Genomic DNA, 22,926 nt, shown 5'->3' with positions numbered 1-22,926 from the left:
TATTAAATTTCTTTATACGTCAATACTTGCAATTAAAATACGATCCACACCGTCTTTTTCTTCTACTTCTACAATAATTTCTTCAGCCATGGATGTTGGAATATTTTTCCCTACATAGTCTGCTCGAATCGGCAACTCACGATGTCCGCGATCGACTAAAACTGCCAGAGAAATTTTTCTAGGTCGTCCTAGATCCATGACTGCATCCATCGCTGCTCGAATCGTTCTGCCTGTAAAGAGAACATCATCAATCAAAATCACTTCTTTTCCTTCAATTGAAACAGGTACATTAGAAGAATGTAACTCCGGCTCGTCCAACGACCGTTCCTTCATCGTCTGTCCTTTCATGTCATCGCGGTAAAGAGTAATGTCCAGTTCACCTACCGGCACTTCGATGCCCTCAAGCTGTTTTAAACGTTCAGCAATTCTTTGAGCGATATAAATGCCGCGTGTTTTAATACCGACTAGTACAATGTCAGAAATGCCTTTGTTTCTTTCGATAATCTCATACGTGATTCTGGTTAATGCACGTTTCATTGTCACGCCATCAACGACCTCTTTTCCTTGCATGCTGTTCCCTCCTAAATGAATTTATGATTCGTTTGTCAGCCTACTCGTACGAATTCCGCTTCTTCAGCGGTCCTTTTTACAACAAAAAAATCCTCCTGCCCGTAATTAGGTAGGAGGATAGACAATGACATATATACAAAGATACCATGTATCTCACACAAAGCAGGGACTAAGCGCACTTAGTTTGTTTGTGTGTTTCCTTCTTAGCCTCACGGGACTAATCTTAAAGGATCATATTCAATTTTCAGCTCTAAAACAGTGTACCGTTTCTTAAGAAATAAATCAACCTTTATTTCTTAATTGATCCAAAGTTTTTTCAAAAATATCCGGCAACGGTGCATCAAAAATCATCATCTGACCAGTCGTAGGATGCTTAAAGCCTAAAACCTCCGCATGGAGAAACTGCCCCTGCCCTTTTAGCGTTTTTCTTGGTCCGTATAAAGGATCTCCAGCCACCGGATAGCCGATGTACTTCATGTGCACGCGAATCTGATGAGTGCGTCCTGTTTCCAACTGCAGCTGAACCAAGGTATAGCCTGCAAAACGCTCCAGTACTTCAAAATGAGTTACTGCTTCTTTGCCGCCTTCAATAACAGCCTGCATTTTACGATCATTTTTTGAACGACCGATAGGTGCATTAATTTCTCCCTTGTCATGCGCAATTTCGCCATGAACTAAGGCGACATATTTTCTAAGCGAGGTTTTATTTTTTAGCTGATCCGCCAAAATCCCATGCGCCCGATCGTTTTTTGCTACCATTAATAATCCTGATGTATCTTTATCGATCCGATGAACAATTCCCGGACGAATGACACCATTAATGGAGGAAAGGTCTTTAATATGATATAACAACGCATTGACCAAGGTGCCTGTCATATGTCCGGCGGAAGGATGCACGACCATTCCCTGCGGCTTATTCACTACTAGCAGATCGTCATCTTCATAGACAATATCAAGCGGAATATTTTCAGCTTGGATAGATAGTTCAACCGGTTCAGGAATGCTGATCACAATTTCATCCTGCGCCTTTACTTTATAATTTGAACGAATTACTTCGCCGTTGACGGTAATATTTTGCTCTTTCAGCCATTGCTGAATTTGTGAGCGGGAGTGCTCTTTCAATAGGTCGCTTAATACTTTATCAATCCGACCGCTTTCTTGATTTATTACTACATTAATTTGTGCCATTTTTTCCATCCTTCGCTGCTTTTTCGTCCAAAATTAAATAAATAAAAATACATGCCACACCAATGACTAACGTCATATCAGCAACGTTGAAAATAGGAAAACGAATAAATTCCGTTTGAAACATATCCACTACGTATCCTAAACGAATCCGATCAATGAAATTACCGACTGCTCCAGCCAAAACCAATGTTAGACCAATGGTAAACCATTTGCTTGCGCGCAGATTTTTAACTAAAATATAGATCACTACGACGACAACAATGACTGTAATAATGTAGAAAAACCACATTTTGCCTTCTAAAAGGCTCCAAGCTGCTCCGGTATTGCGTATATTGGTAAAGGATAAAAAACCTGGAATAAACTCTTTCGTTTCCCCAAGCTGAATATTGGAGACCGTTAAATACTTCACCCACTGATCCAAACCGATCAAAAAGGCGCTAACCACAAGATAAACTGCTAACAACACCATCATTCCTTCTCTAAAATATTATATAAATCACGCGGACGAATGATTCCCAGTAAATTTCCATTGGGATTGCCGTTTTTTGTAATTAAAACAGCTTCCAGTCTAATTTGCGAACGGAACATTTCCTCCACTTGATAAATCGTCGTTTCTTGGCTCACAAAGTGATAATTGCTTTCTTTGTAATTCCTTTCAATCAGTTCAGCGGCCTTTCTGCCTTCTAAATGAATATCGCCTTTTAAGCTTTCAACTGACAGCCAGACTGCTAATCCCCGTGTCGTAATCAAGCCTTTAAAAACACCGCGATCATAGATTGGAAACTGAGAATATTGCTTGCGCGCCACAATGGCTAAAATATCCTTGATCGGAATAGTTAAATCAAACCCTGTTACCTTTTTAGCAAACCGCGGCAATACTTTTTCCGGACGAATTAAGCTTTTTTCAATCTCCAGCAAGCGATTAACCGCCCATTCATTTGGTTCTGCAATCACGAAATCAGTCGAAATTCGTTCATGAACAATGGCATTGCGTAGTTGCGCCATTTGTAATAAATCATCCTGATAAAAAGCCACCTGCAGCTCTTTTTTGCGCGCCAACTTCCGAACCATTTCACTAAAGCCCATATTGGTTGGATTATTCAATTGTTCCCGCAGCCATTTTTCAATTCGGTTAAAGCTGCTTAAAAACTGTTCTGCACTTGCACCCATTAAAACTTCTCCTTAATAATATATGCTTTATTCATAAATGTAACAATAAAAAATAGAAAAACGAGCAAAAGAAAAAATGAACCAATAATGGATAGCTTAAAAAGCGGCACTATCAAAAAAGCCCCAAAAAGCAATAGATAGATCAAAACCAGCTGCGGATTCATTTGAATTTCCAGTTGAACGAGCTTACCTGAATCTTTCACAACGTAAGGCTGACTTTTCAGGAGAAAAAATTTTACCTGCAGCGTACACTCGCTCTCTTCTACTTCTACCGTTTTGGTTTGATTATGCGTTAAATATAACCATTTATGCTTATTTTTTCTAAGCTCCAGCGGACTGCCCATTCCATAAAAACCGGTATTTCTGCTGCATTCAATCAACATGGTCCTTTCTCCTTCCGCTTTCTTCATTCAGTATATAATAAAAAACGCTGGACTGGAAGAAAGAAGTGATGGCAGCCACAGGCTAATGTGGATAAAAAACCAAGACTTCGTTGGCTTTTTCCTTGGAAAATATCTTTTTTCTAAAGATTGACTCGCTTGTCTTTTCACTTTATAATGATGCTAGACTTTAGAAAATAAAGGAGCGTGATTTGAATGGAAAAAGGGTTCGTCAAGTGGTTTGATAATCGAAAAGGATACGGTTTTATTGTGTACAATGAGAGCGAGGAAATTTTTGTTCATTTCACAGCAATCGAAGAAGAAGGCTTTAAGTCTTTAGAAGAAAACCAAGCAGTCGAATTTCAAGTAATGGAAGGCACACGCGGCTTGCAAGCTGCTCACGTGAAAAAAATATAAGAAAAAGAACGTAAAACAATCGCTGTTTTACGTTCTTTTTCTCATTTCTTCTTTTAATCCTGCTTGCCACATTTTAAGGTAGCATCTTCTATAATGATTGCATGAAATAACTGATTACTGCTAAGTTGATGAATAAAAGCTGCCTTTGTCTTTTTCGACATGATAAATAGTTGCTTTGCCTCTTTTAATTCTGGAGAAGATAATTCAATGCACCGTAATCCTACTCGAACCGTTTCAATGGAAGAGAGCGTGATTTTTTTTCGTTTTATAGGCGCTAATGCATGAATAATTAAATAATCATTTGTAATGATAAAATAACGTCTGAAACCCAAAAACACAAAGAAAAAGAAAATGCCCAAGACAATATTGCTAACAAGATAGGGCTGATTATTTTCCAATGTTAATATCAAGCTTAAAAATAAAATGCCAAATGTACAAGACCAATAAATTATCGAAAGCGACAATTCTGGTTGCCAATGATAGACCTGTTTCTTCATATAGCGACCCCTTAATAATAATTCAATATGTTACAATAATAACATACTTCAACTTTGAACAAAAAGAAATTAAGGAGAAATTTATGTTAAGAATTTATGTAGATGCTGCCACAAAAGGGAATCCCGGTCCGAGCGGCGGCGGAATTGTGCTTGTAGGAGAAGGCTTCCATGAGCAACTGCATGTTTCACTGGGGATTTGTTCCAATCATGAAGCAGAATTTAAAGTCTTCATCCATGCGCTTCAGTTAGTCCTTGAAAAAAAGTTACATAATCAAACCGTTGTGATTCATTCCGACAGTAAAATTGTTGTAGCAACTATTGAAAAAAATCACGCAAAAAACCCTTTGTTTAAGCCTTACCTGCATGCTTTTCAGCAACTGGAGTCAGATTTTTCCTTGCTGCTGGTAAAATGGCTGCCTGAAAGCCAAAATAAAGGCGCCGATACCCTTGCGCGACAAGCATTGCAAAAATACAAATGAATCGCTGATTGCCTAAAAGGTTAAATCAGCGATTTTTCCGTTTGTAAGCGTCAAAATATCCTGCCATGCTAGCTCGATCTGCAGCCCTCTTTTTCCAGCTGACACGATAATTCGATCATACTGTTGTGCTTCTGCTGCAATAAAGGTAGGAAACAGTTTTTTCATGCCAATCGGCGAACAGCCGCCTCGAATATAGCCGGTGGTTTCTTCCAGATCCTTTAAATGCAGCATTTCGATCTTTTTGTTTCCGCTGACTTTCGCTAGTTTTTTTAAATCCAGTTCTTGATTACCGGGTATCACCGCTACGACTGGTCCAGTTTTATTCCCCACAGTCACCAAGGTTTTAAAAATCCGTGCCGGATCAATCTCTAGCTTTTCAGCCACACTATCCGCGCTTAAATGATCCTCGCTCCAAGCAAATTCGTATTCATTATATGCAATATTCTTTTGCTCTACTTGTCGAATCGCGTTCGTTTTCTGTATCTTCTTCTTTTTTGCCACCTTCATTCACCTCGCACTCTTAGTTTAGCAAATTCTACAATAGATGCAATAAAAAATGCACAACAAAGGTCCGTGAACTTTTGCTGTACATTCTTTATTTTTTCATTTAAGAAATTGACTTTTGCTTTATCTTATAAGCTTAATGTTTTTAATACTGAGCGCAATTCTTCTACCGGCACTTGTCCAGGAGCAGAAGCTTTTTTCGCTGCACCAAAAGTCATCGCAGAGCCGAAAACTTCACCGCACATCCGGCTGACCATGCCTAATTGTCCCATTGACATGGTCACAATTGGGCGATCTGCATATTGTGTTTGCATTTCGTTGGTTGCAGCTAATAACGTCAGCACATCGGTTGATGACTGCGGCATAACGGCAATTTTACAGATATCCGCATTTTTTTCTTGCATTTTACGTAAACGAGCGACGATTTCAGCTTGTGCCGGTGTTTTATCAAAATCATGGTTGCACATAACAATTTTAATGTCTTTTTCATGCGCTAACGCAATTAATTGTTGGACGCGCGCATCATCCATGAATAATTCGACGTCGATTAAGTCAGCAGCACTGTTTTTAACGATCGTTTCATATAAACCAAAGTATTGGTCATCTGAAAATTCAATTTCGCCACCTTCTTTTTTGGTACGGAAAGTAACTAATAAAGGTTTTTCAGTTAAAATTGCTGCAATTTTTTTCGCCAAATCTGCTGTAGCTTGAAAATCAGCGACCTGTTCAAAAAAGTCAACACGCCATTCAACTAAATCACAATCAATGGTTAATAAATACTTAGCTTCTTCTAAAATAGCGGCTTCTGTTTTTCCTACTAGAGGAACAATAATTTTAGGACTTCCAGCCCCTAAAGTAATATCTTTTACTGTAACTGTTTGCATGTCAAGTTACGTCCCTTCGTTTTTATTTAGATGTATCGATTGTTTGACGGTAGCGAATAAAGATAATTACAGCCAAGACAAAACCAATACCGGCAATAACCGTATCAAGGAGCATGATACCATGAGGGTTGCTATTAGCGATTTTACCAGAAACGACTGGGATCGCAAAGGACGCAATACTTCCGAAAGTATAGAAGATCCCTGTGATCGTCCCTTTACCTGCTGGGAACATTTCTCCCATAACCGTTAAACCAAGCTGCATTACGCCGCCTGCTGCAAAGAAACCAACTAATACTGCACCGACTGTCAAAACAGTTGGCGTTGGGAATAACCACATCGCTGCAATAGCTAAGAATGAAGCAAGCGTGTAAGGCAAGACTAGATTCACAGGACGAATCTTCGCTGCTACAACGGCTGTTACCCCTACACACACAAGAGAACCGGTTGAGTAATAAGAAACTAATAGTTTTGAGGCATTTTCAGACATTGATGCTACTTCTTGTCCATAAAGTGCAATATATTGACTAATCAAATAGAAAGTTGCTTGGGAAATAAAGCCATAAATAACGAAGGCAACACCTTCAATATGCATTTTTGGCTGACTTTTGAATTTAGTCACAGGCGCAGCTTCTACTTCCCCTTCTGTTTCCGCAGCTTTACTGTCTGAATCAGGGAATGGCAATTTTAATAAGAAAAGTGCATTTAAGCATAATAATGCTAAACAAACAATAAATGACCAGCCAAACCAAAGACCTGCGCTACCTAAGAAGGCAATAATAAATGGTAAAGCGAATTGACCAATTTGAACAGCGGCTTTAATCAAAACGCTAGCTGTTCCGGCAGTTTTAGGAAAAGATTCCATTAAGGCTGGATAAGTACCAGAGTCCAGACATGAATTGGCAATTCCAGCAATAACACCAAAGAACATTGCTAACGGTACGCTTGGGCTAAACAAAATACCTGCAAAGAATAAAGCATAGACCAGCATTCCCAAATATACAAATGGTTTACGGCCGAATTTATCAGATAAACGCCCAGTAATTAGGATGGCGATAAGACGTCCAATCCCCAACATTGCTACTACTCCAGAGACACCTTCAACATTGGTATTCCATTGTGAAGCCAGTGCATCCTTATTTTGCATAATGATTAATACGCCCATCCCATGAACGATATAGTTAATATACAGCCCTAACGCTGTTGGTACATACTTGTTTTTCATCAGTTTCTCCTTCGTTGGTAAAGTCTAGTCTTTAAATAATAAGTCGCGGATATAATCAACTGGCATATCTTCCCCAGTAAAGTGTTTGAAAGCTTCTGCGCCTTGATAAAGCATCATACCTAAACCGTTGATGGTTTTTTTCGCGCCATTTTCACGAGCAAATTTTAATAATTTTGTTTCTTTTGGAATATAAACCACATCGAACACAACTAAATCAGGACGAATGACTTCTGGATCGTTGATTAGACTTTCAGATTCCAATGGTTTCATCCCTACGCCGGTTGCATCAATATAAATGCTGCTTTCAGCGATTGATTTTTTGAACGCAGTCTGATCAGATAAATCAGTAACTGTTGCTTTACAATCAGTATTTTCATTGATTTTCTTCACTGTTTCTTGCGCTGTTTTGAAATGTTGGTCATTGATATTGAAAATACGTAATTCTTTGACACCATCCAAAGCTGCTTGAATCGCAATCGCTGTTCCGGCACCACCAGCACCAGTCATCGTTACGATTTGGTCTTTAACCTCTACGCCTTCTTCTTTCAAAGCTCGCATAGCACCTGTTCCATCAGTGATGTGTCCAACTAAATGACCTTTGCCGTCTTTGTTGGTTACTGTGTTGACAGCACCGACTAATTTAGCGGCTGGTGAAAGCTCATCCAAGTAAGGAATGATTGCTTGTTTGTTCGGCATAGAAACGTTTGAGCCTCTAATTCCTAAAGCACGAATTCCTTGAACAGCATCTTTCAATTCTTCGTTGCCCACTTCAAAAGCCATGTACGCATAATCAAGCCCTAATTTAGCAAAAGCTTCATTGTGCATGGTTGGTGACAAGCTGTGGCGGATCGGTGTAGCGATCAAGCTGATTAGTAATGTGTGTCCATCAATTCTTTCTGACATGATAAATTCCCTCGCTTTATATAGTTTGTGTTGCTTTTTGCAGCATTTTTGATTGTTCAAACAATTGTTTTTGAGTTCTGGTATTTTCCAAAACTTCAATTGTTTTTAGGATATCACGCGCTTCACGTGTTCCTTCCATAATTCTTCTAGCTACTTTGCTGTCGCCAATATTCAAAAGAACCGCTTCGTTTTCTCTCGCATATTGATCCAATTCACGAATTAGTGGGGCTTCTGCGCGCATGCCCAGACAAACAAAGCCTAAGTCAAATGGGATTTCCAGCAGTTCGCCGTCTTTTTCAACTAAGAAGCTGTTTTCTTTTACTTCGGTTAATTTGGTTTCTACATGAACCTCAACACCGTATTCTTCCACAATTTCCATCATGGCTAATTTAGTGATTAAGTCAAGGTCTTTGCCAAGCTCGCCTTGCATTTCAACAATTGATACTTTTTTTGCACCGCGTTCTGCGTAATATTCTACGACGTCCAGACCGACCGCGCCACCGCCGATGACAGCGACTTCTTTCCCTTCAAATTCTTGGAATTTAGACATATCGCCTAAAATATCAAAGATTGAAAAGACGTTGCGATTTTCGTTAGCTAATTGCTCTTTCAAGCCTTTGATTGGCGGTAATAAAGGTTTCGCCCCGGTCGCATTTACAATAATATCCGGTTGGAATTTAGCTACATCTTCCAGTGTTGCTGCTTGATTTAAATGAACATTTAAATTGTCTAATTCTTTCGTACGGTTCACTTGATAGGTGATGAAATCATCGATCCGTTTTTTATCTGGGAAGCGGGCAATTTCATGACCTAAGCCGCCTAGATAATCCTTTTGTTCAAACAATTCAACGCTGACACCAACTTCAGCTGCGGTACAAGCCGCTTCCAGTCCGGCAGTTCCGCCGCCGATAACGACCATTTTAGTTGGGTGCAATACAGGTTTCATTTTGTAAGCATCTTCGTAATGTAGATCCGGATTTACGGTACAACGTATAGGACGCGCTTTAGCAATCCGATGATCCGCACAGCCGATATTACAGGAAATACATTTTCTTAGTAGTGCTTCTTGTCCGTTAGCTACTTTGTTTACCCAATTCGGTTCTGCGATCAAGCCGCGACCCATCGCTAGTAAATCGGCTTCGCCTGATTCAAGGATTTCCGCTGCTCGTTTTGGACTTCTGATATTGCCGGAAGTAACGATCGTTTTATCAGGGAAACGTTCTTTAACAGCCTTCGCCATATAGGCACGCCAGCCGTCCGGTAAATTCATTTTGTCGATTTGATATTGAAGATTGTCATTTAACGCAGCCGAAACATTTAGAATATCTACTTCTTCTGCAAAATAGCTAATCACTTCGATTGTATCTTCGAGCGTATTGCCGTCTTCCAATAATTCATCCGCACTAAAACGTAATGAGATCGGGAAAAATTGGCCTACCGCTTTTCGGATTGCTTCTACAACTAATTTGGTGAAACGTGCCCGATTTTCCGGCGAACCGCCAAATTTATCTGTACGCTTGTTATATTTTGGTGATAAGAATTGACTTAATAAATAAGAATGTCCTGCGTGAATTTCTACACAATCAAAGCCAGCACGCTGCGCTCTAAGCGCACCATCAGCATAGCGCTCGACAATATGCATAATTTCTTCTTCCGTTAAGGGACGCGGAATCGGATTACCTTTTTTAGAAGGAATATCAGAAGCAGATACTGGCTGTGCTCCGTCTAAACGCAAGCCATAGGCAGAAGCGCCCGCATGGTTGATTTGTACAGAGGTACACGCGCCGTATGCATGCATTTTTTCGTTGAAATGCCACAGTCCTGAAATATATTGATCATTGTCCATCCGTAATTGACGGGCTCCGTTTGTTCCCATTGGATAATCGATACAAACATTTTCCAATGTGATTAAACCGGTTCCCCCTTTAGCGCGCTGCTCATAATATGAGACATGCTGCATGCTGAATGTTCCATCCATGTTGGCAAAGTTCGTACCCATGGGCGGCATGACAACACGATTTTTTAAGGTCATGCGTTTAATAGTTAATGGTTCAAAAATAGCTTGATAGTTGTTCATGACTTCCTCCTACTTCTTGTTAAACAATTCACAATCGTTATGTTGTTAGTTTAATTTAGAAGAACAATAAAATCCAATGAAACTTTTTTATGTTTTCTATAAAAGTTATTTATATATCAGCATCTCCTGCTGTTACTGGATTTTTTTATGAGAAATTGTTTTTTTAATGCATCTTTTTTGAATAACTGATAAACTATATTTATGAATGAATGACTATTAAGGAGTTTTAATCGATGAATTTACGACAACTGGAATTTTTTAGAACACTCGCTGATACTCAGCATATGACACACGCAGCAAAATTACTTAATACGACACAACCCAATCTTAGTCATTCAATGTCTGAACTGGAAAAAGAGCTGGATGCACAGCTTTTTGAAAAAAAAGGCCGCAATATTCAGCTCACAAAATACGGCAAATTCTTCTATACTTATGTAGTTTCTGCTTTAGAGGAACTGTCAAAAGGCGAACGCGCCCTAAAGGAGCTGGTAAGTCCAGAAAAAGGTGTGATAGATTTTGCGTTTATTTATACCGCTGGTTCTTACCTTGCTCCAATGTTGATGAAGGAATTTTCCGCATATCCAGGCAATGAACAAATCCGCTTTAACCTTTATCAAGGCAACTCTTCCGACATGACGGAGCTGTTGCTACAAGAAGAAGCGGATGTGGCGATTACCTCCAAATTAAAAGAAGATGATGAACTAAATTATGAAATTCTAACAGAGCAGGAGATTGTTTTAATTGTACCGACCGATCATCCCTTAGCTGGACTGGATTCAGTTTCTTTAAAGGATACGCAGGACTACCCGCAGGTTTATTTTAATAAACGTAGCGGCTTGCGCCCTCATATTGATAAAATGCTGGCAAATGCCGCAGTTACACCAAGGATTGTTTGTGAAGTTGAAGAAGATCACACGATGCTGGGCTTTGTCGCACATAAATTCGGGATTGCGTTGATTCCCAGAATCCCTTCGATTTCTTCTTACGATGTAAAAGCAATCCCTTTAAAAGATAATACGTTACCGAGATATATTTATTTAGCTACTAAAAAAGATCATTTTCTTTCACCGGCGGCGATTCGTTTTAAGGATTTTGTCGTTCCATTTGCTCAAAACCTCTTTTATCTATAAAACTATTGGCCACAAAAGTCTGATTATCTTTTGTGGCCAATAGTTTTATTTTTCAATTTCAATAAAGAAGACCTTTAGGTAATTGCCCTCTTCAAAAGTTGGGGTCGTTTGAAAATCAGCTGGTAATTGATAGATTTCCCTAAAGCGATAGCGAACGCCTTTTTCATCTAAAGCCTGCACGATCATTGCTTTGTACTTTTCCAGAGTAATATTCGCAGCATTTGTTGAAGCAATCAATAAGCCCTTTTCTGCTAAAAGATCCACGGCTGACAAAACCAAGTCACCGTAATTTTTAGCAACTGAAAATACTTTTTTCTTATTTCTGGCAAAGCTAGGCGGATCAAGAACGATGACATCATACTGGAGCTTTTTCCGGGCAGCATATTTGAAATACTCAAACACATCCATTACGACAATTTTTTGATCCGCTGAATTCAAATCATTTACGGCAAATTGCTCGGTTGTTTTCGGCAAACTGCGCTTTGCCAAGTCCACACTTGTGGTTGTACTTGCTCCGCCCATTGCCGCAGCAACTGAAAACGCCCCTGTATAACTAAACATATTTAAGAGACTCTTGCCAGCAGCAGCTCCTTCTACTAAGCGCTGACGCACCTCTTTCTGATCTAAAAAGATGCCGGTCATCAATCCGTCATTTAAATACGTAGCATAACGGACACCATTTTCTAAAACAATTAGCGGTTCAGGTGCATCCGCACCAAATAACTTTTGAGATTCAGGTAAAGGCTCCGTAGAAAAACGAATTTTTTCATAAGCGCCGATGATTTCTGGAAAGACGCGTCTAAACGCAGTTACCAACAGTTCCTTTTTCTCATATAGCGTTTGGTTGTACCATGAAAAAACCGCATAATCTCCATAGCGATCGATCGTCAGCCCGCCGAAACCATCGCCTTCTCCGTTAAATAAACGAAAGGCCGTCACCAGCTCATCATTCTCGTAGCTTTGCCGCTTTTGCTTAGCGGCTGTAAAAAGTGTCTGTAAAAAAGCAGCATCAATCCGACCTTGCCAATTAACCAGCCAGCCGATACCTTTGTTTTGTTTTCCCAGGTAACCTGCAGCAACAACTTGACCTTTGCTGTCAACAAAATCGATCCAGTCGTTCGGCAAAGTTCTCGGTACTTCTGTTAAATCTTCGGTACGAATAAGCGGATAACCGCGTTTGAATTTCTTTTCTGATTTTTTTGTTAGTGTTAGCTTCATTCGTAACATCCTTTGCTTAATTTCACATTCTTGGCTAGTATAACAAAAAATAGCTAAATTGTCGTCTTGACTTTTCTGACAAATTTTTAAAAAAGGTAAAATTCTCTTAACTTTAGCTGCTACAGCCTTGATTTAAATTGACATCGAAATGCGTAGAGAGTAAAATTACAAGAGTATATGTATGATTTGTGAAACATTTATTCAATTTATCTAAGATTTTGAACGATGAAAGGATACGTTTATTTTGAAAAATTTAAAAACCCCTAACTTTCTAAATACGCGTCTAGGCCTCTTTGGTTTTGTCGCACTGTTAATTTGGGTAAAAAGTATATTTGCTTACCTGATTGATTTTAATTTGAGAATTGAGAATGCCTTTGAATACTTCATTCTCTTCATTAATCCGATTGCTTCTACTTTTTTCCTATTAGCAATTGCGTTGTATGTTCGCCGTAAAAAAGCGTCGTATATCACCTTAATGATTATTTACTTTTTACTTAGCTTGTTATTATTCGCCAATGTCGTGTATTATCGTGAGTTTACCGACTTTATTACCGTAAATACAATGCTCGGTGCCGGCAAGGTTGCCAGCGGACTTGGTGAAAGTGCCTTACGCTTATTTAGACCTTACGATGTCCTTTACTGGATCGATTTTATTGTTATTGCCGCTTTATTAATTACTAAGAAGATCAAGATGGAAGAACGTCCTGTCCGTGCCAGAATAGCTGTTTCCGTCAGCTTATTGTCCGCCCTGTTTTTCGCAGCAAACCTTACGTTAGCTGAAACAGCACGTACACAATTATTAACTCGTCAATTTTCACGTGACTATATTGTTAAATTCTTGGGCTTAAACGCCTTTACCGTCTATGATGGCGTAACGACGTACCAAACGAATCAGGTTCGTGCCGAAGCCAGTGAAAATGATATGGACGCTGTAGCTGATTATGTGAAAAATCACTATGCAGCACCTAATCCAGATACATTCGGCATCGCCAAAGGTAAAAACGTTATTTATATCCATTTAGAAAGCTTCCAACAATTTTTAATTGACTATAAATTAAAAGATGAAAATGGTGTAGAGCATGAAGTCACACCATTCCTAAACAGCATTTTCCATAGTAATAGTACTTACAGCTTTGATAATTTCTTCCATCAAGTAGGACAAGGAAAAACTAGTGATGCTGAAACGATGTTTGAAAATTCATTATTCGGTTTAGACCAAGGTTCTCTATTTACTCAGGTTGGTGGTAAAAATACCTTTGAAGCTGCCCCTGCTATTTTAAGTCAGGAAGCGGGCTATACAAGCGCAGCTTTCCACGGGAATGCCGGCAACTTCTGGAACCGTAATGAAACTTACAAGCATTTAGGTTATGATAATTTCTTTGATGCTTCTTACTATGACGTTAATGAAGATAATTCGTTCCAATACGGCTTGCATGACAAACCATTTTTCCAACAGTCTGTGCAGTATCTGGAGCATTTGCAACAACCGTTTTATTCTAAGTTTATTGCTGTTTCCAATCACTATCCATATTCACAATTTACGAATGATGAAGCTGGCTTCCCGATGGCTCAAACATCGGACGAAACTATTAACGGCTATTTCGCAACTGCCAACTATTTAGATAAAGCAGTAGAAGAATTCTTCAATTACTTGAAGTCATCCGGCTTATATGAAAAATCAGTAATTGTCTTGTATGGAGATCACTACGGTGTATCAAACTCAAGAAACCAAGATTTGGCTGAACTTGTCGGCAAATCAAAATCAGATTGGAACGACTTTGACAATTCTACAATGCAACGAGTTCCTTACATGATTCATATTCCTGGTCAAACCAACGGCGGTATTAATCATACTTATGGCGGTCAAATTGATGCCTTGCCTACCCTTTTACATTTACTAGGCGTGGATACCAAGAACTACATCCAAATGGGACAAGATTTATTCTCTAAAGATCATGAACAGCTGGTTGCTTTCAGAAACGGCAACTATGTTTCTCCAAAATATACAATGATTGGCTCAAGTATTTATGATACAAGTACCGGTCAATTAATTTCCGAGCCAACAGATCAGCAAAAACAAGAAGCCGATGCCTTAAAAGAAAAAGTAGATTTACAACTGAAGATGTCGGATCAAACAACCAACGGCGATCTGCTCCGTTTCTACACTAATAGCGGCTTAACACCAGTAAATCCTGATGATTATAACTATAAGGATCAGCTGAAGAAATTAGAAAAAATTGAAGCTGACAAAGGCGATAAATCAACCAGCGTCTATAGTCAAAATAATAATACCTCTACGGTGAATGAATACCACACGAATACGTATCAAGGGTATCAAAAAGCAGAAAAAAAATAAGCCAAAAATAATCATAAAAGCTTGGGCGTTTGCTCAAGCTTTTTTAAAGCTTTTTCATAATTAATTCATATTCTTCTTTTATACTGATATTCAGTGAGAGGTGAATACATTTGACTAATTTTCGATATGCGCTTGCCAGCGTGTCTTATCATAAAAAAATGGCTGTAGGCATTGGCTTAACTTCTGCTATTTTTTTATTTTCAGCTACCAGTATGTTAAATATCATCGATCTGGAAAGAGCTATTTATCGTCAGCTAAATCAATGGATCAGTGTTTCAAATTACTTCACTAATTATCATAAAACGATTCAATTTTATTATGCAGCCTATTTTATACTGCTGCTCTTAGGTAGCTTGGCGTTAAGCCTTTGTATCGTATTTTTTATTAAAGCTAAGGAACAGGATTTCATGAAATGGCGTCTCGTTGGTTTTTCTAATTTCTTCATCGTCAAACAGTCCATCATTGAAAGTTTGATTCCTGTCATTACCAGTTTGTTTTTCATGATGATTCTTTTAGCTGTTTTTCAACATACATATGAATATCTCTTGATGTCTGGGCGGCCTTGGTTGTCAAAATGGATTGATTTAAAACCGTTGTCGATTTTCTCTTCTCAAGAAGCTTCCTCTGCCGAGAATAGCGCTACTAATTTATCTATGTTAAACAGTAATGTCCACTTCTTTTCTTTAAATATTAACAATCTAAGTGGTTCGGCAATTATCAGAGCTTTAAGCATAAATGGTTGTTACCTCATTGGCTTAACTAGCATCATTACATTTCTTTTTACGTATTATTTTATAAAGAAAGCAAAAAAACAGATTTAGGATGTGAGCGTATGAATTTTACTGTAAACTCTCCTCTCTCACAAGAGCAAATAAAAGAAATCGTACAAGAGCAGCACATTACGGTTCTTTTGGAAGATCAAAGTGAATTACATGCAGATTTCTATTTTTTGATTGACGAAACCTTTTCGCTGAAAGAGGAATTGGCAGTAGGTTTTATTCTTTCTGAAAATACTTTTTTTCCTTATCTTTCTATTCGAGATAACCTCTTCATCGGTTCTACAGCTAAGGAAAAGCAAAAAAAGCAGCTTTTAAATGATTATTTTACTTATGTAGGCTTGTCTTCGGCTGTTCTTAATAAACAGGAGGAACAGTTGACTTGCTTTGAACGCATCAAATTACAGCTAGTTCAGTTCTTATTAAGCGAAAAGGATCTAATTATTATAGACGATATCTTCCAACAGCTTAGTGTTGGTCAAAAACAAGAGCTGCTTCCTCTACTCCAACGAATAACAAAAGAAAAAAATAAAGCGATTCTCGTCTTCACTAATGATCTACAAATCGCTGAAAGTCCCTATATTGACAATATTGTTAAGTCAATCACTGCATGAAAAAAACGTAATGAATGTCTTCAAGACAATCATTACGCTTTTTTTATTCTTCAATTTCAATATCAGGGAAAGAGATTGTAAAGGTTGTGCCTTTCCCTTCTTCACTTTGAACGTTAATTTTCCCTTTATGCAAACGTACCAACTGTTCCACAATTGATAATCCTAAGCCGGATTCGCCATATTTGGTATTTTTGCGGGATGGATCAACCTTGTAATAGCGATCCCAAATATTTTGAACTTGCTCTGGCGTCATGCCGATGCCAGTATCGCTAATAGAAATAATCGTTTCTAAATAGCCCTTTTGAACTTGCACATGAATCTCACCGTTTTGCGTAAATTGAATAGCATTTTGGATAATATTAACCATGATCTGCACAAAACGATCATAATCAGCAAATACATCAATTTCTTCCGTTGTATCTAGGATCAGTTGATCATTAGCCGATTCAGCTTTTGCTTCCAGCTGTGTTAAGATATCTTTTAGCGTTTCAGTAGCGCTGAATTTTTTTACGACAATGCTTATTTGATTCGTTCTGATCTTTTCATAATCGAGATTTTCATTTACCAGACGGATTAAACGCGAGGTTTCATTTTGCATCAGCTTAATGGCATTTTCCCGTTGTCCTTCTGGAATCGCATTATACTGCAATCCTTCCAAGAGACCATTGATCGTTGTCAATGGTGTTCTCATTTCATGTGAAGCATCTGCCATAAATTGGCGTCGCCGTTCTTCCTGACGATCGATTTCCTCACGTGATTCTTTTAATGACTCGGCCATTTTATTAAAATCTTCAGCCAAATCATCAAATTCATCTTTGTCATTCGTTACTAATTTTATATCAAAATTACCACTTGTAATCTCTTTTGTCGCTTTACGCATGCGATTAATTCTTTTCACCTGGAAGCTGGCAAATAGATAACTTAACATCAGCGCAACAATGCTAGAAATAATAAAACCTTTAAAGAGATTGGCCGTAATGGCACTCACACTGTCTGAAACGTTTTTAGCCGGCTGTGAAATCACCAATGCCCCAACGATGGTATTCTCACCTGATTGGGAGTTAGCCAAAACCGGTAACATCACGTAGGATGACATATTTTTTTCGCCGTAGATATCCTTATTGACAGTCACATATTCTTCATTACCGCTCATTAAGCCTTTCCAGTTTGCCTTAATTAATGTTTTATCAATCGTCTTGTCCGCATTTTCCGGATATTGAATTTCCATATCGCGATTCAAAAAAACGAACTGCACATCTTGAGAACTCAAAAATCCTTCAAACAAATGAAACGAGGTGTTAATAATATCCTGATCGCTCATCCCCGGCAGCGGATTAATCGAATCCTTCGAACGCCAAGCAGAAATTGCGTAACCGCGCAGCTGCTCATAATTCGTATCCTGCATGGTCTTTTTAGTCAGCTGAGTAAATGAGGTCCCGACAATGAGGATAATCAAAATAATGACGCCCCAAAAAGCCAGTAGCTGCTGATACAAATATTTCATTTAAACCACTCCGGAATCATCAAATTTGTAACCCACTCCCCAAACTGTTTGAATCACCTGTGGACCAACTTTTTCAATTTTTTGGCGCAATTTTTTGATATGCGCATCAACGGTTCGTTCATCTCCAAAATATTGATAATCCCAAACCATTTCAAGCAGCTGCTCTCTTGAAAAGACCTGACGCGGTTTTTTCGCTAAGGTGTAAAGCAGATCAAATTCCTTAGGAGTTAAGCCGTCGATCAGCTTATCATCCAGATAGGCTTCTCTGGTTTTGGTATTCATTTTAAAATGCTCTGTCGCAACATCAAACTGTTCATCAGATTGTTCAGTGCTTTCCGCCAAATGCTCGCCTATTTCAGAGCGGCGATGCAAGGCTTTAATGCGGGCAATCAAGGTTAAAGGACTGAAGGGTTTGGTGACATAATCATCCGCCCCCATCTCTAAGCCAATGACCTGATCGCTTTCTGAATCTCTTGCCGTCAGCATAATAATCGGCACCGTGCTGGAGACCTTACGTATTTCCCGACAAACAGACATCCCGTCCATCGTTGGCAAATTCAGGTCTAATGTAATCATATCCCACTTTTCAGGATTTTCCAAAAAAGCATCCAAGCCCTCTTTGCCATCATATTTAAATGCTGCATCCCAGCCTTCATTTAAGAAAAACATCTGCATCATTTCAGATACGGATTCGTTGTCTTCGATCATTAGTACATTCATTACACTTCGCCTCTTTCTTTTCAAATTTAACGTCAGTAATATTATACTCTAAATTTAACTCTGCACCAATAACTTCTATCTTTCTTCAAAAAAGCTTTGTCTTTTATTCAATTTTTGATAAGATAAGGACTGGAAAGGACGTTGAAACTTTATGGAAAATATCCAAGCAGTTGCTTTTTTTGATTTAGACGGCACCTTATTAGATGCACATTCTCAAATTACCCCTGAAATTACAAACGCAATCACGCGCTTAAAAGAAAATCAGGTACTGCCGCTGATTGCCACCGGCCGCACATTAGTTGAAATAAAACCAATCATGCAGGCAAGCGGGATTGATTCTGCCATTGTCATGAACGGACAATTTATTCAAGTCGCTGGAGAAAAGATTTATTCTGATGAATTCTCTTTGGAAGAATGTCAGAAAATGAGTCAGCATGCTTCTTTAATGGGACACGAACTAGCTTTTTACAATGATCAGCACATTTGGTGCTCAGGTCATAGTGAGATTTTGAAGAACGCCTACGCTTACATTCATTCTGATGTGCCTGAAATAGATCCTTCCTTTGCCGATAAAACGGTGAATATGATGCTGGTTTTGTCAGAAGACGGCGATGAGCATTATTTAGAACACTTTCCGGAGATGACTTTTTACCGGAATGGTCCCTATTCCATCGATACAGTTAGAAAAGGAGTTTCCAAAGGCTCAGGGGTAAAAAATTTATTGAATACCTTAGTATTGCCGAAGGTTCCCACCTATGCTTTTGGCGATGGCATCAATGATTTAGCTTTATTTGACGCTTGTCAACACAAAATCGCGATGGGCAATGCCCGAATTGAACTAAAAGAGCGCTCAAGCTATGTGACCAAAAAAAATACGGAAGGCGGCATTGTTCACGCCCTGCAGCATTTCGATCTGATTTAATGTAATATACCAAAAAATCCCACTTCTATTTAGAAGATGGGATTCCTTTTTTGTGTCTTTTTTGATGTACACAGATAATTGTTCCTGTCACTTGTATCAGTAAGATAAGCAGTAAAAGAATGCTTAGGCCTGCATGTCCCTGATCGAGTGTGCGCTTTAGCAACACTAGTAAAATCAGACTACTTACTGCATGAAGTGACCATTGTTTATCCATAATATCAAGACTCCTTCGATTGATTAATTTAAGGATAGGACTTTTACTTTTGAAATGCAAGTCTCTTTTGACAATCTGTGAAGTTTCCAATGTTTTTTTAGTGTTTCTTTAGAATTCTTAAATGAAAATAAAGCACTTATCATTTTGGCACTTCGCTCATCCGCTTAGACAATTATTTTCATCTGAAGCAAAGAATGATACACTTACTTTATCGTTTTATTTAAGTTGAAGGAGGATGACTGAATGAATGAACAGATCCAATTACTGCTGGATACCTGCTTAATGGCTGGTAAAATTATGACTGAAAGCGGCTCAGAAGTTTATCGGGTAGAAGATACTATGAACCGAATTGCCGAAAATGCCGGCCAAAAAGAAAGCGTCAGCTACGTAACAGCAACCGGCTTATTTATGGGCTTTCGCTCCAGCAATTACACGCAATTAGAAAATGTCAGTGAACGCAGTATTAATCTTGAAAAAGTTGCCATCGTCAATAATCTTTCCCGAAAATTCGCCGAAAAGAAAATCACTCTGAAAGAATTAAACCAGCGTTTACGTCATATTGATCTTGAAGCACCTACGTATCATCTTTGGCTCCAAGTTTTGGCGGCTGGTATTGTCAGCTGTACCTTAATGTACATTTTCGGAGGCAGCTGGTCTGATTTTGGCGCCACCTTTATTATAGGAATGGCAGGCTATTATGTTGCACTTTTGACAAAGAAATGGCTGAGAATTAAGTTTTTAGATGATTTTTTTGCGGCCTTTACGATTGGTCTGCTGGCGTATCTTGCCGTGACTTTTCAACTTGCTCAAAATATCGACAACATTATTATTGGTGCAGTCATGCCTTTAGTTCCCGGTGTAGCGATTACGAATGCCTTTAGAGATATTCTAGCCGGACATCTACTTAGCGGAACGGCTCGCGGGACAGAAGCGCTTTTTGTTGCCGGCGCAATTGGAACCGGGATTGCGATTGTGTTTAAATTATTTATGTGAGGAGAAAGACAATGACAGTTATCATTCATTGCTTATTTAGTTATCTTAGTACAGTAACTTTTGGCATCATTACAAATGTTCCCCGACGCTTGCTGCACGCTTGCGGTATAACAGGGACAGTTGGCTGGATGATTTTTTATGGCGTGAAGCAAGCTGACGGCGGAGAAATTTTCGCGAATTTTTTAGGCGCGATTGGGATTGGTTTAATGAGTATTCTCTTTTCCCGTACCAAGAAGATGCCGTTAACCATTTTCAATATTCCCAGCTTAGTCCCTTTAGTTCCGGGCGGCCCTGCCTATCAAGCCGTTAGAAATATTGTTTTGGGTGACTATGTTACTGGGATTCATTCTATGATTCAAGTAGTCATGACTGCCGGCGCAATTGCGGCTGGCTTTATGGTAACCGGAATTGTAGAGCGACTACTGAAGCGCTTATTGGATCGTTCCAACAGAAAAATAATTTAAAACAGCCGCCGACTTCCTGATGCTGGAAAACGGCAGCTGTTTATTTAATCTAAGGCTAATTCCGGTTCTTCTTCAAAAAATAGTAAAAGATCCTGCAAAGTGAGCGCAGCTTTTTCCGTTTGGTTTAGATCTTTAATTATACGGCCTTTTTGCAGTACAATTAAGCGATTGCCATAATGAAGCGCATCTTCCATGCGGTGGGTAATCATCAGGCAGGTCAACTGACCTTCTTGAATCCGCTGATCAGTTAAGCGCATCAATTGCTTGGAGGTTTTGGGATCCAGTGCAGCCGTATGCTCATCCAACAGCAATAGTTCCGGCTTCGTGAGTGTAGCCATCAAAAGGCTTAACGCTTGTCTTTGTCCCCCCGATAAATTGCCGGCCGGAGTTTCTAAATGCTGCTCCAAGCCATTTCCAACTTCACCACAAATTTTTGTGAAAAATTCTCTGTGCTCATTGATTCTTCTTAAACGCAGCCCTCTTTTTTGACCGCGGTACATAGCCAGTAATAGATTTTCCGCTACTGTCATACGTGGCGCTGTTCCCATCTTAGGATCCTGAAAGACTCTTGAAAAATACTGGGCACGTTTTTCTTCAGAATAAGCGGTAATATTTTCTCCTTTAATGAAAAGTTCGCCTTCACTTAATCCAATCGTTCCGGTAATACTGTTAAACAATGTACTTTTGCCAGCGCCATTCCCACCTAAAACAGTAACAAATTCGCCTTGATTGATCGTTAAATCAATGTCATTCAAAATGGTTTTCGTCTCATTCAACCCATTATCAATATGCTTGGATGCGTGCTTTAATTCTAGTATCGCACTCATTTTTTCGCCCCCGTTTCTGGTAATAGATGTAATTTCAGCGCTTTTCTAAGCTGTGGAATCATCAAGCATAGCGCCAAGATAATTGCTGAAAAGATTTTAAGATACGTCGTGTCAAAACCTAGCTTAATAACCGCCAAAATCAATAGCTGATAAATAATACTTCCCACAACAATAGCAACTAAACGTTCTGCAAAAGTTAATTCCCCAAACAATACTTCGCCAATGATGATCGAAGCAAGTCCGATTACGATAATGCCAATTCCTTTATTAACATCTGCATAGCCATCATTTTGAGCGATTAAAGCACCGGACAAAGCGATCACTCCATTAGATAACGCTAAACCCAAAATTTTCATATTATCTGTTTTAATCCCGATTGAACGAGCCATATGTTCATTATCTCCAGTGGCAATATAGGCCTGTCCTAAATTTGTATTGAAGAAAAACAGTAATAATCCAATGATGATCGCCAGAAAAATAAAGCCTAAGAAAACAATGTCGTAATAATCCGGTAAATTCAACTGTACGAAAAAGTCTTGAATTTTTGGCTGATTTAACAATGAAAGATTCGGTGTTTTCATAATATAAAGAATGACCGAATTCAGCCCTGACATTACTAAAATTCCTGCCAAGATAACTGGAATCTTACCTTTTGTAAAGAGCAGACCTGTGATTAAGCCTGCGCACATTCCAGCAAGAACCCCTAACAAAGTCGCCCAAACTGGATGAACACCCGAAGTAATCGCAGTGACACACACTGCGCCTCCCAGCGGAAAAGATCCCTCTGTCGTCATATCCGGAAAATTCAAAATTCGATAAGTCATAAAAATGCCTAACCCTAATATTGCCCAAAGCATGCCTTGGCCGATCGCTGAAACAATCATTTTTTTCTCTCCT

26 protein-coding genes are annotated in these 22,926 nt (G+C 39.0%); 9 read left to right on the top strand and 17 right to left on the bottom strand.

The genetic code is table 11. The annotated features are described in order from the left end of the window. Positions 1 to 12 precede the first annotated feature (12 nt). The 5 genes from pyrR to ABH902_RS00845 all read right to left on the bottom strand — a co-directional run bounded on the left by pyrR (position 13) and on the right by ABH902_RS00845 (position 3,311). Positions 13 to 570: a bifunctional pyr operon transcriptional regulator/uracil phosphoribosyltransferase PyrR gene (gene pyrR / locus ABH902_RS00865; protein WP_154775698.1), complete on the bottom strand. Its 558-nt coding sequence runs from the start codon at positions 568 to 570 to the stop codon at positions 13 to 15. 282 nt (positions 571 to 852) lie between these two features. Next, the gene (locus tag ABH902_RS00860; RefSeq protein WP_404588637.1) at positions 853 to 1,758 is read right to left on the bottom strand and encodes an RluA family pseudouridine synthase; all 906 of its coding nucleotides are present in this window, start codon (positions 1,756 to 1,758) and stop codon (positions 853 to 855) included. After that, on the bottom strand, positions 1,745 to 2,221 hold the full coding sequence (lspA, locus tag ABH902_RS00855) for a signal peptidase II (RefSeq protein WP_404588924.1): 477 nt from the start codon (positions 2,219 to 2,221) through the stop codon (positions 1,745 to 1,747). Before lspA ends, ABH902_RS00860 begins: the two co-directional genes overlap by 14 nt. A 5-nt stretch (positions 2,222 to 2,226) precedes the next feature. Further along, complete coding sequence (locus tag ABH902_RS00850; protein ID WP_404588636.1) at positions 2,227 to 2,928, bottom strand: CBS domain-containing protein; 702 nt, start codon at positions 2,926 to 2,928, stop codon at positions 2,227 to 2,229. After that, positions 2,928 to 3,311, bottom strand: a complete 384-nt coding sequence (locus ABH902_RS00845; protein WP_404588635.1) for a hypothetical protein — start codon at positions 3,309 to 3,311, stop codon at positions 2,928 to 2,930. The genes ABH902_RS00850 and ABH902_RS00845 overlap by 1 nt, the downstream gene beginning before the upstream one ends. 213 nt (positions 3,312 to 3,524) lie before the next feature. On the opposite strand from ABH902_RS00845, the gene ABH902_RS00840 reads away from it, so the two are divergent. After that, positions 3,525 to 3,725 carry a cold shock domain-containing protein gene (locus ABH902_RS00840; protein WP_154775703.1) on the top strand — a complete coding sequence of 67 codons (201 nt, stop codon included), beginning with the start codon at positions 3,525 to 3,527 and terminating at the stop codon, positions 3,723 to 3,725. A 53-nt stretch (positions 3,726 to 3,778) separates the two neighbouring features. Here the strand turns inward: ABH902_RS00840 and ABH902_RS00835 are convergent, their stop codons facing one another. After that, positions 3,779 to 4,222, bottom strand: coding sequence for an EbsA family protein (locus tag ABH902_RS00835; protein ID WP_404588634.1), 444 nt, complete (start codon positions 4,220 to 4,222; stop codon positions 3,779 to 3,781). An 83-nt stretch (positions 4,223 to 4,305) separates the two neighbouring features. On the opposite strand from ABH902_RS00835, the gene ABH902_RS00830 reads away from it, so the two are divergent. Beyond that, positions 4,306 to 4,701, top strand: coding sequence for a ribonuclease HI family protein (locus tag ABH902_RS00830; RefSeq protein ID WP_404588633.1), 396 nt, complete (start codon positions 4,306 to 4,308; stop codon positions 4,699 to 4,701). 12 nt (positions 4,702 to 4,713) lie between these two features. Here the strand turns inward: ABH902_RS00830 and ybaK are convergent, their stop codons facing one another. From ybaK to ABH902_RS00805, 5 genes are all read right to left on the bottom strand, one after another. Then, positions 4,714 to 5,208 carry a Cys-tRNA(Pro) deacylase gene (gene ybaK / locus ABH902_RS00825; RefSeq protein ID WP_404588632.1) on the bottom strand — a complete coding sequence of 165 codons (495 nt, stop codon included), beginning with the start codon at positions 5,206 to 5,208 and terminating at the stop codon, positions 4,714 to 4,716. A 125-nt stretch (positions 5,209 to 5,333) separates the two neighbouring features. Continuing rightward, complete coding sequence (gene aroD / locus ABH902_RS00820) at positions 5,334 to 6,089, bottom strand: type I 3-dehydroquinate dehydratase (RefSeq protein ID WP_404588631.1); 756 nt, start codon at positions 6,087 to 6,089, stop codon at positions 5,334 to 5,336. Between the two features lie 22 nt (positions 6,090 to 6,111). Then, positions 6,112 to 7,311, bottom strand: a complete 1,200-nt coding sequence (locus ABH902_RS00815) for an MFS transporter (protein ID WP_404588630.1) — start codon at positions 7,309 to 7,311, stop codon at positions 6,112 to 6,114. A 24-nt stretch (positions 7,312 to 7,335) separates the two neighbouring features. Continuing rightward, positions 7,336 to 8,214, bottom strand: a complete 879-nt coding sequence (locus ABH902_RS00810; RefSeq protein WP_404588629.1) for a shikimate dehydrogenase — start codon at positions 8,212 to 8,214, stop codon at positions 7,336 to 7,338. A gap of 16 nt (positions 8,215 to 8,230) precedes the next feature. After that, complete coding sequence (locus ABH902_RS00805; RefSeq protein WP_404588628.1) at positions 8,231 to 10,291, bottom strand: FAD-dependent oxidoreductase; 2,061 nt, start codon at positions 10,289 to 10,291, stop codon at positions 8,231 to 8,233. A gap of 233 nt (positions 10,292 to 10,524) precedes the next feature. Here ABH902_RS00805 and ABH902_RS00800 point away from each other — a divergent pair, with 233 nt between their 5' ends. Next, positions 10,525 to 11,421 carry a LysR family transcriptional regulator gene (locus tag ABH902_RS00800; RefSeq protein WP_404588627.1) on the top strand — a complete coding sequence of 299 codons (897 nt, stop codon included), beginning with the start codon at positions 10,525 to 10,527 and terminating at the stop codon, positions 11,419 to 11,421. Positions 11,422 to 11,466: 45 nt separating this feature from the next. Here ABH902_RS00800 and ABH902_RS00795 read toward each other — a convergent pair whose 3' ends face one another. Next, on the bottom strand, positions 11,467 to 12,639 hold the full coding sequence (locus tag ABH902_RS00795) for a class I SAM-dependent rRNA methyltransferase (protein ID WP_404588626.1): 1,173 nt from the start codon (positions 12,637 to 12,639) through the stop codon (positions 11,467 to 11,469). 244 nt (positions 12,640 to 12,883) lie between these two features. Here ABH902_RS00795 and ABH902_RS00790 point away from each other — a divergent pair, with 244 nt between their 5' ends. The 3 genes from ABH902_RS00790 to ABH902_RS00780 all read left to right on the top strand — a co-directional run bounded on the left by ABH902_RS00790 (position 12,884) and on the right by ABH902_RS00780 (position 16,385). Continuing rightward, positions 12,884 to 14,995: an LTA synthase family protein gene (locus ABH902_RS00790; protein WP_404588625.1), complete on the top strand. Its 2,112-nt coding sequence runs from the start codon at positions 12,884 to 12,886 to the stop codon at positions 14,993 to 14,995. A 110-nt stretch (positions 14,996 to 15,105) separates the two neighbouring features. Next, positions 15,106 to 15,816: a hypothetical protein gene (locus tag ABH902_RS00785; protein WP_404588624.1), complete on the top strand. Its 711-nt coding sequence runs from the start codon at positions 15,106 to 15,108 to the stop codon at positions 15,814 to 15,816. Between the two features lie 11 nt (positions 15,817 to 15,827). Next, positions 15,828 to 16,385, top strand: a complete 558-nt coding sequence (locus tag ABH902_RS00780) for a hypothetical protein (RefSeq protein ID WP_404588623.1) — start codon at positions 15,828 to 15,830, stop codon at positions 16,383 to 16,385. Positions 16,386 to 16,428: 43 nt separating this feature from the next. On the opposite strand, the gene ABH902_RS00775 is transcribed toward ABH902_RS00780, so the two are convergent. Then, positions 16,429 to 17,889, bottom strand: coding sequence for an ATP-binding protein (locus tag ABH902_RS00775; protein ID WP_404588622.1), 1,461 nt, complete (start codon positions 17,887 to 17,889; stop codon positions 16,429 to 16,431). After that, positions 17,890 to 18,609: a winged helix-turn-helix domain-containing protein gene (locus ABH902_RS00770; protein ID WP_404588621.1), complete on the bottom strand. Its 720-nt coding sequence runs from the start codon at positions 18,607 to 18,609 to the stop codon at positions 17,890 to 17,892. Positions 18,610 to 18,760: 151 nt separating this feature from the next. On the opposite strand from ABH902_RS00770, the gene ABH902_RS00765 reads away from it, so the two are divergent. Further along, complete coding sequence (locus ABH902_RS00765; protein WP_404588620.1) at positions 18,761 to 19,531, top strand: Cof-type HAD-IIB family hydrolase; 771 nt, start codon at positions 18,761 to 18,763, stop codon at positions 19,529 to 19,531. Positions 19,532 to 19,556: 25 nt separating this feature from the next. Here ABH902_RS00765 and ABH902_RS00760 read toward each other — a convergent pair whose 3' ends face one another. Further along, the gene (locus ABH902_RS00760) at positions 19,557 to 19,745 is read right to left on the bottom strand and encodes a hypothetical protein (RefSeq protein ID WP_404588619.1); all 189 of its coding nucleotides are present in this window, start codon (positions 19,743 to 19,745) and stop codon (positions 19,557 to 19,559) included. Positions 19,746 to 19,988: 243 nt separating this feature from the next. On the opposite strand from ABH902_RS00760, the gene ABH902_RS00755 reads away from it, so the two are divergent. Then, positions 19,989 to 20,738, top strand: coding sequence for a threonine/serine exporter family protein (locus ABH902_RS00755; RefSeq protein WP_404588618.1), 750 nt, complete (start codon positions 19,989 to 19,991; stop codon positions 20,736 to 20,738). Positions 20,739 to 20,749: 11 nt separating this feature from the next. Continuing rightward, positions 20,750 to 21,202: a threonine/serine exporter family protein gene (locus ABH902_RS00750; RefSeq protein ID WP_404588617.1), complete on the top strand. Its 453-nt coding sequence runs from the start codon at positions 20,750 to 20,752 to the stop codon at positions 21,200 to 21,202. 44 nt (positions 21,203 to 21,246) lie between these two features. On the opposite strand, the gene ABH902_RS00745 is transcribed toward ABH902_RS00750, so the two are convergent. Next, complete coding sequence (locus ABH902_RS00745; protein WP_404588616.1) at positions 21,247 to 22,029, bottom strand: ABC transporter ATP-binding protein; 783 nt, start codon at positions 22,027 to 22,029, stop codon at positions 21,247 to 21,249. Further along, the gene (locus ABH902_RS00740) at positions 22,026 to 22,913 is read right to left on the bottom strand and encodes an ABC transporter permease (protein ID WP_404588615.1); all 888 of its coding nucleotides are present in this window, start codon (positions 22,911 to 22,913) and stop codon (positions 22,026 to 22,028) included. Before ABH902_RS00740 ends, ABH902_RS00745 begins: the two co-directional genes overlap by 4 nt. Positions 22,914 to 22,926 lie beyond the last annotated feature (13 nt).

It is taken from the genome of Enterococcus sp. UD-01, assembly GCF_044909655.1.
GTDB lineage: Bacteria > Bacillota > Bacilli > Lactobacillales > Enterococcaceae > Enterococcus_L.
This window is presented reverse-complemented; position numbering and strand designations above follow the sequence as displayed.

Coding starts and splice junctions, on each gene's coding strand:
- pyrR (WP_154775698.1), bottom strand. CDS start 570: ATGCAAGGAAAAGAGGTCGTTGATGGCGTGACAATGAAACGTGCATTA.
- ABH902_RS00860 (WP_404588637.1), bottom strand. CDS start 1,758: ATGGCACAAATTAATGTAGTAATAAATCAAGAAAGCGGTCGGATTGAT.
- ABH902_RS00850 (WP_404588636.1), bottom strand. CDS start 2,928: ATGGGTGCAAGTGCAGAACAGTTTTTAAGCAGCTTTAACCGAATTGAA.
- ABH902_RS00845 (WP_404588635.1), bottom strand. CDS start 3,311: ATGTTGATTGAATGCAGCAGAAATACCGGTTTTTATGGAATGGGCAGT.
- ABH902_RS00840 (WP_154775703.1), top strand. CDS start 3,525: ATGGAAAAAGGGTTCGTCAAGTGGTTTGATAATCGAAAAGGATACGGT.
- ABH902_RS00835 (WP_404588634.1), bottom strand. CDS start 4,222: ATGAAGAAACAGGTCTATCATTGGCAACCAGAATTGTCGCTTTCGATA.
- ABH902_RS00830 (WP_404588633.1), top strand. CDS start 4,306: ATGTTAAGAATTTATGTAGATGCTGCCACAAAAGGGAATCCCGGTCCG.
- ybaK (WP_404588632.1), bottom strand. CDS start 5,208: ATGAAGGTGGCAAAAAAGAAGAAGATACAGAAAACGAACGCGATTCGA.
- aroD (WP_404588631.1), bottom strand. CDS start 6,089: ATGCAAACAGTTACAGTAAAAGATATTACTTTAGGGGCTGGAAGTCCT.
- ABH902_RS00815 (WP_404588630.1), bottom strand. CDS start 7,311: ATGAAAAACAAGTATGTACCAACAGCGTTAGGGCTGTATATTAACTAT.
- ABH902_RS00810 (WP_404588629.1), bottom strand. CDS start 8,214: ATGTCAGAAAGAATTGATGGACACACATTACTAATCAGCTTGATCGCT.
- ABH902_RS00805 (WP_404588628.1), bottom strand. CDS start 10,291: ATGAACAACTATCAAGCTATTTTTGAACCATTAACTATTAAACGCATG.
- ABH902_RS00800 (WP_404588627.1), top strand. CDS start 10,525: ATGAATTTACGACAACTGGAATTTTTTAGAACACTCGCTGATACTCAG.
- ABH902_RS00795 (WP_404588626.1), bottom strand. CDS start 12,639: ATGAAGCTAACACTAACAAAAAAATCAGAAAAGAAATTCAAACGCGGT.
- ABH902_RS00780 (WP_404588623.1), top strand. CDS start 15,828: ATGAATTTTACTGTAAACTCTCCTCTCTCACAAGAGCAAATAAAAGAA.
- ABH902_RS00775 (WP_404588622.1), bottom strand. CDS start 17,889: ATGAAATATTTGTATCAGCAGCTACTGGCTTTTTGGGGCGTCATTATT.
- ABH902_RS00770 (WP_404588621.1), bottom strand. CDS start 18,609: ATGAATGTACTAATGATCGAAGACAACGAATCCGTATCTGAAATGATG.
- ABH902_RS00765 (WP_404588620.1), top strand. CDS start 18,761: ATGGAAAATATCCAAGCAGTTGCTTTTTTTGATTTAGACGGCACCTTA.
- ABH902_RS00760 (WP_404588619.1), bottom strand. CDS start 19,745: ATGGATAAACAATGGTCACTTCATGCAGTAAGTAGTCTGATTTTACTA.
- ABH902_RS00755 (WP_404588618.1), top strand. CDS start 19,989: ATGAATGAACAGATCCAATTACTGCTGGATACCTGCTTAATGGCTGGT.
- ABH902_RS00750 (WP_404588617.1), top strand. CDS start 20,750: ATGACAGTTATCATTCATTGCTTATTTAGTTATCTTAGTACAGTAACT.
- ABH902_RS00745 (WP_404588616.1), bottom strand. CDS start 22,029: ATGAGTGCGATACTAGAATTAAAGCACGCATCCAAGCATATTGATAAT.
- ABH902_RS00740 (WP_404588615.1), bottom strand. CDS start 22,913: ATGATTGTTTCAGCGATCGGCCAAGGCATGCTTTGGGCAATATTAGGG.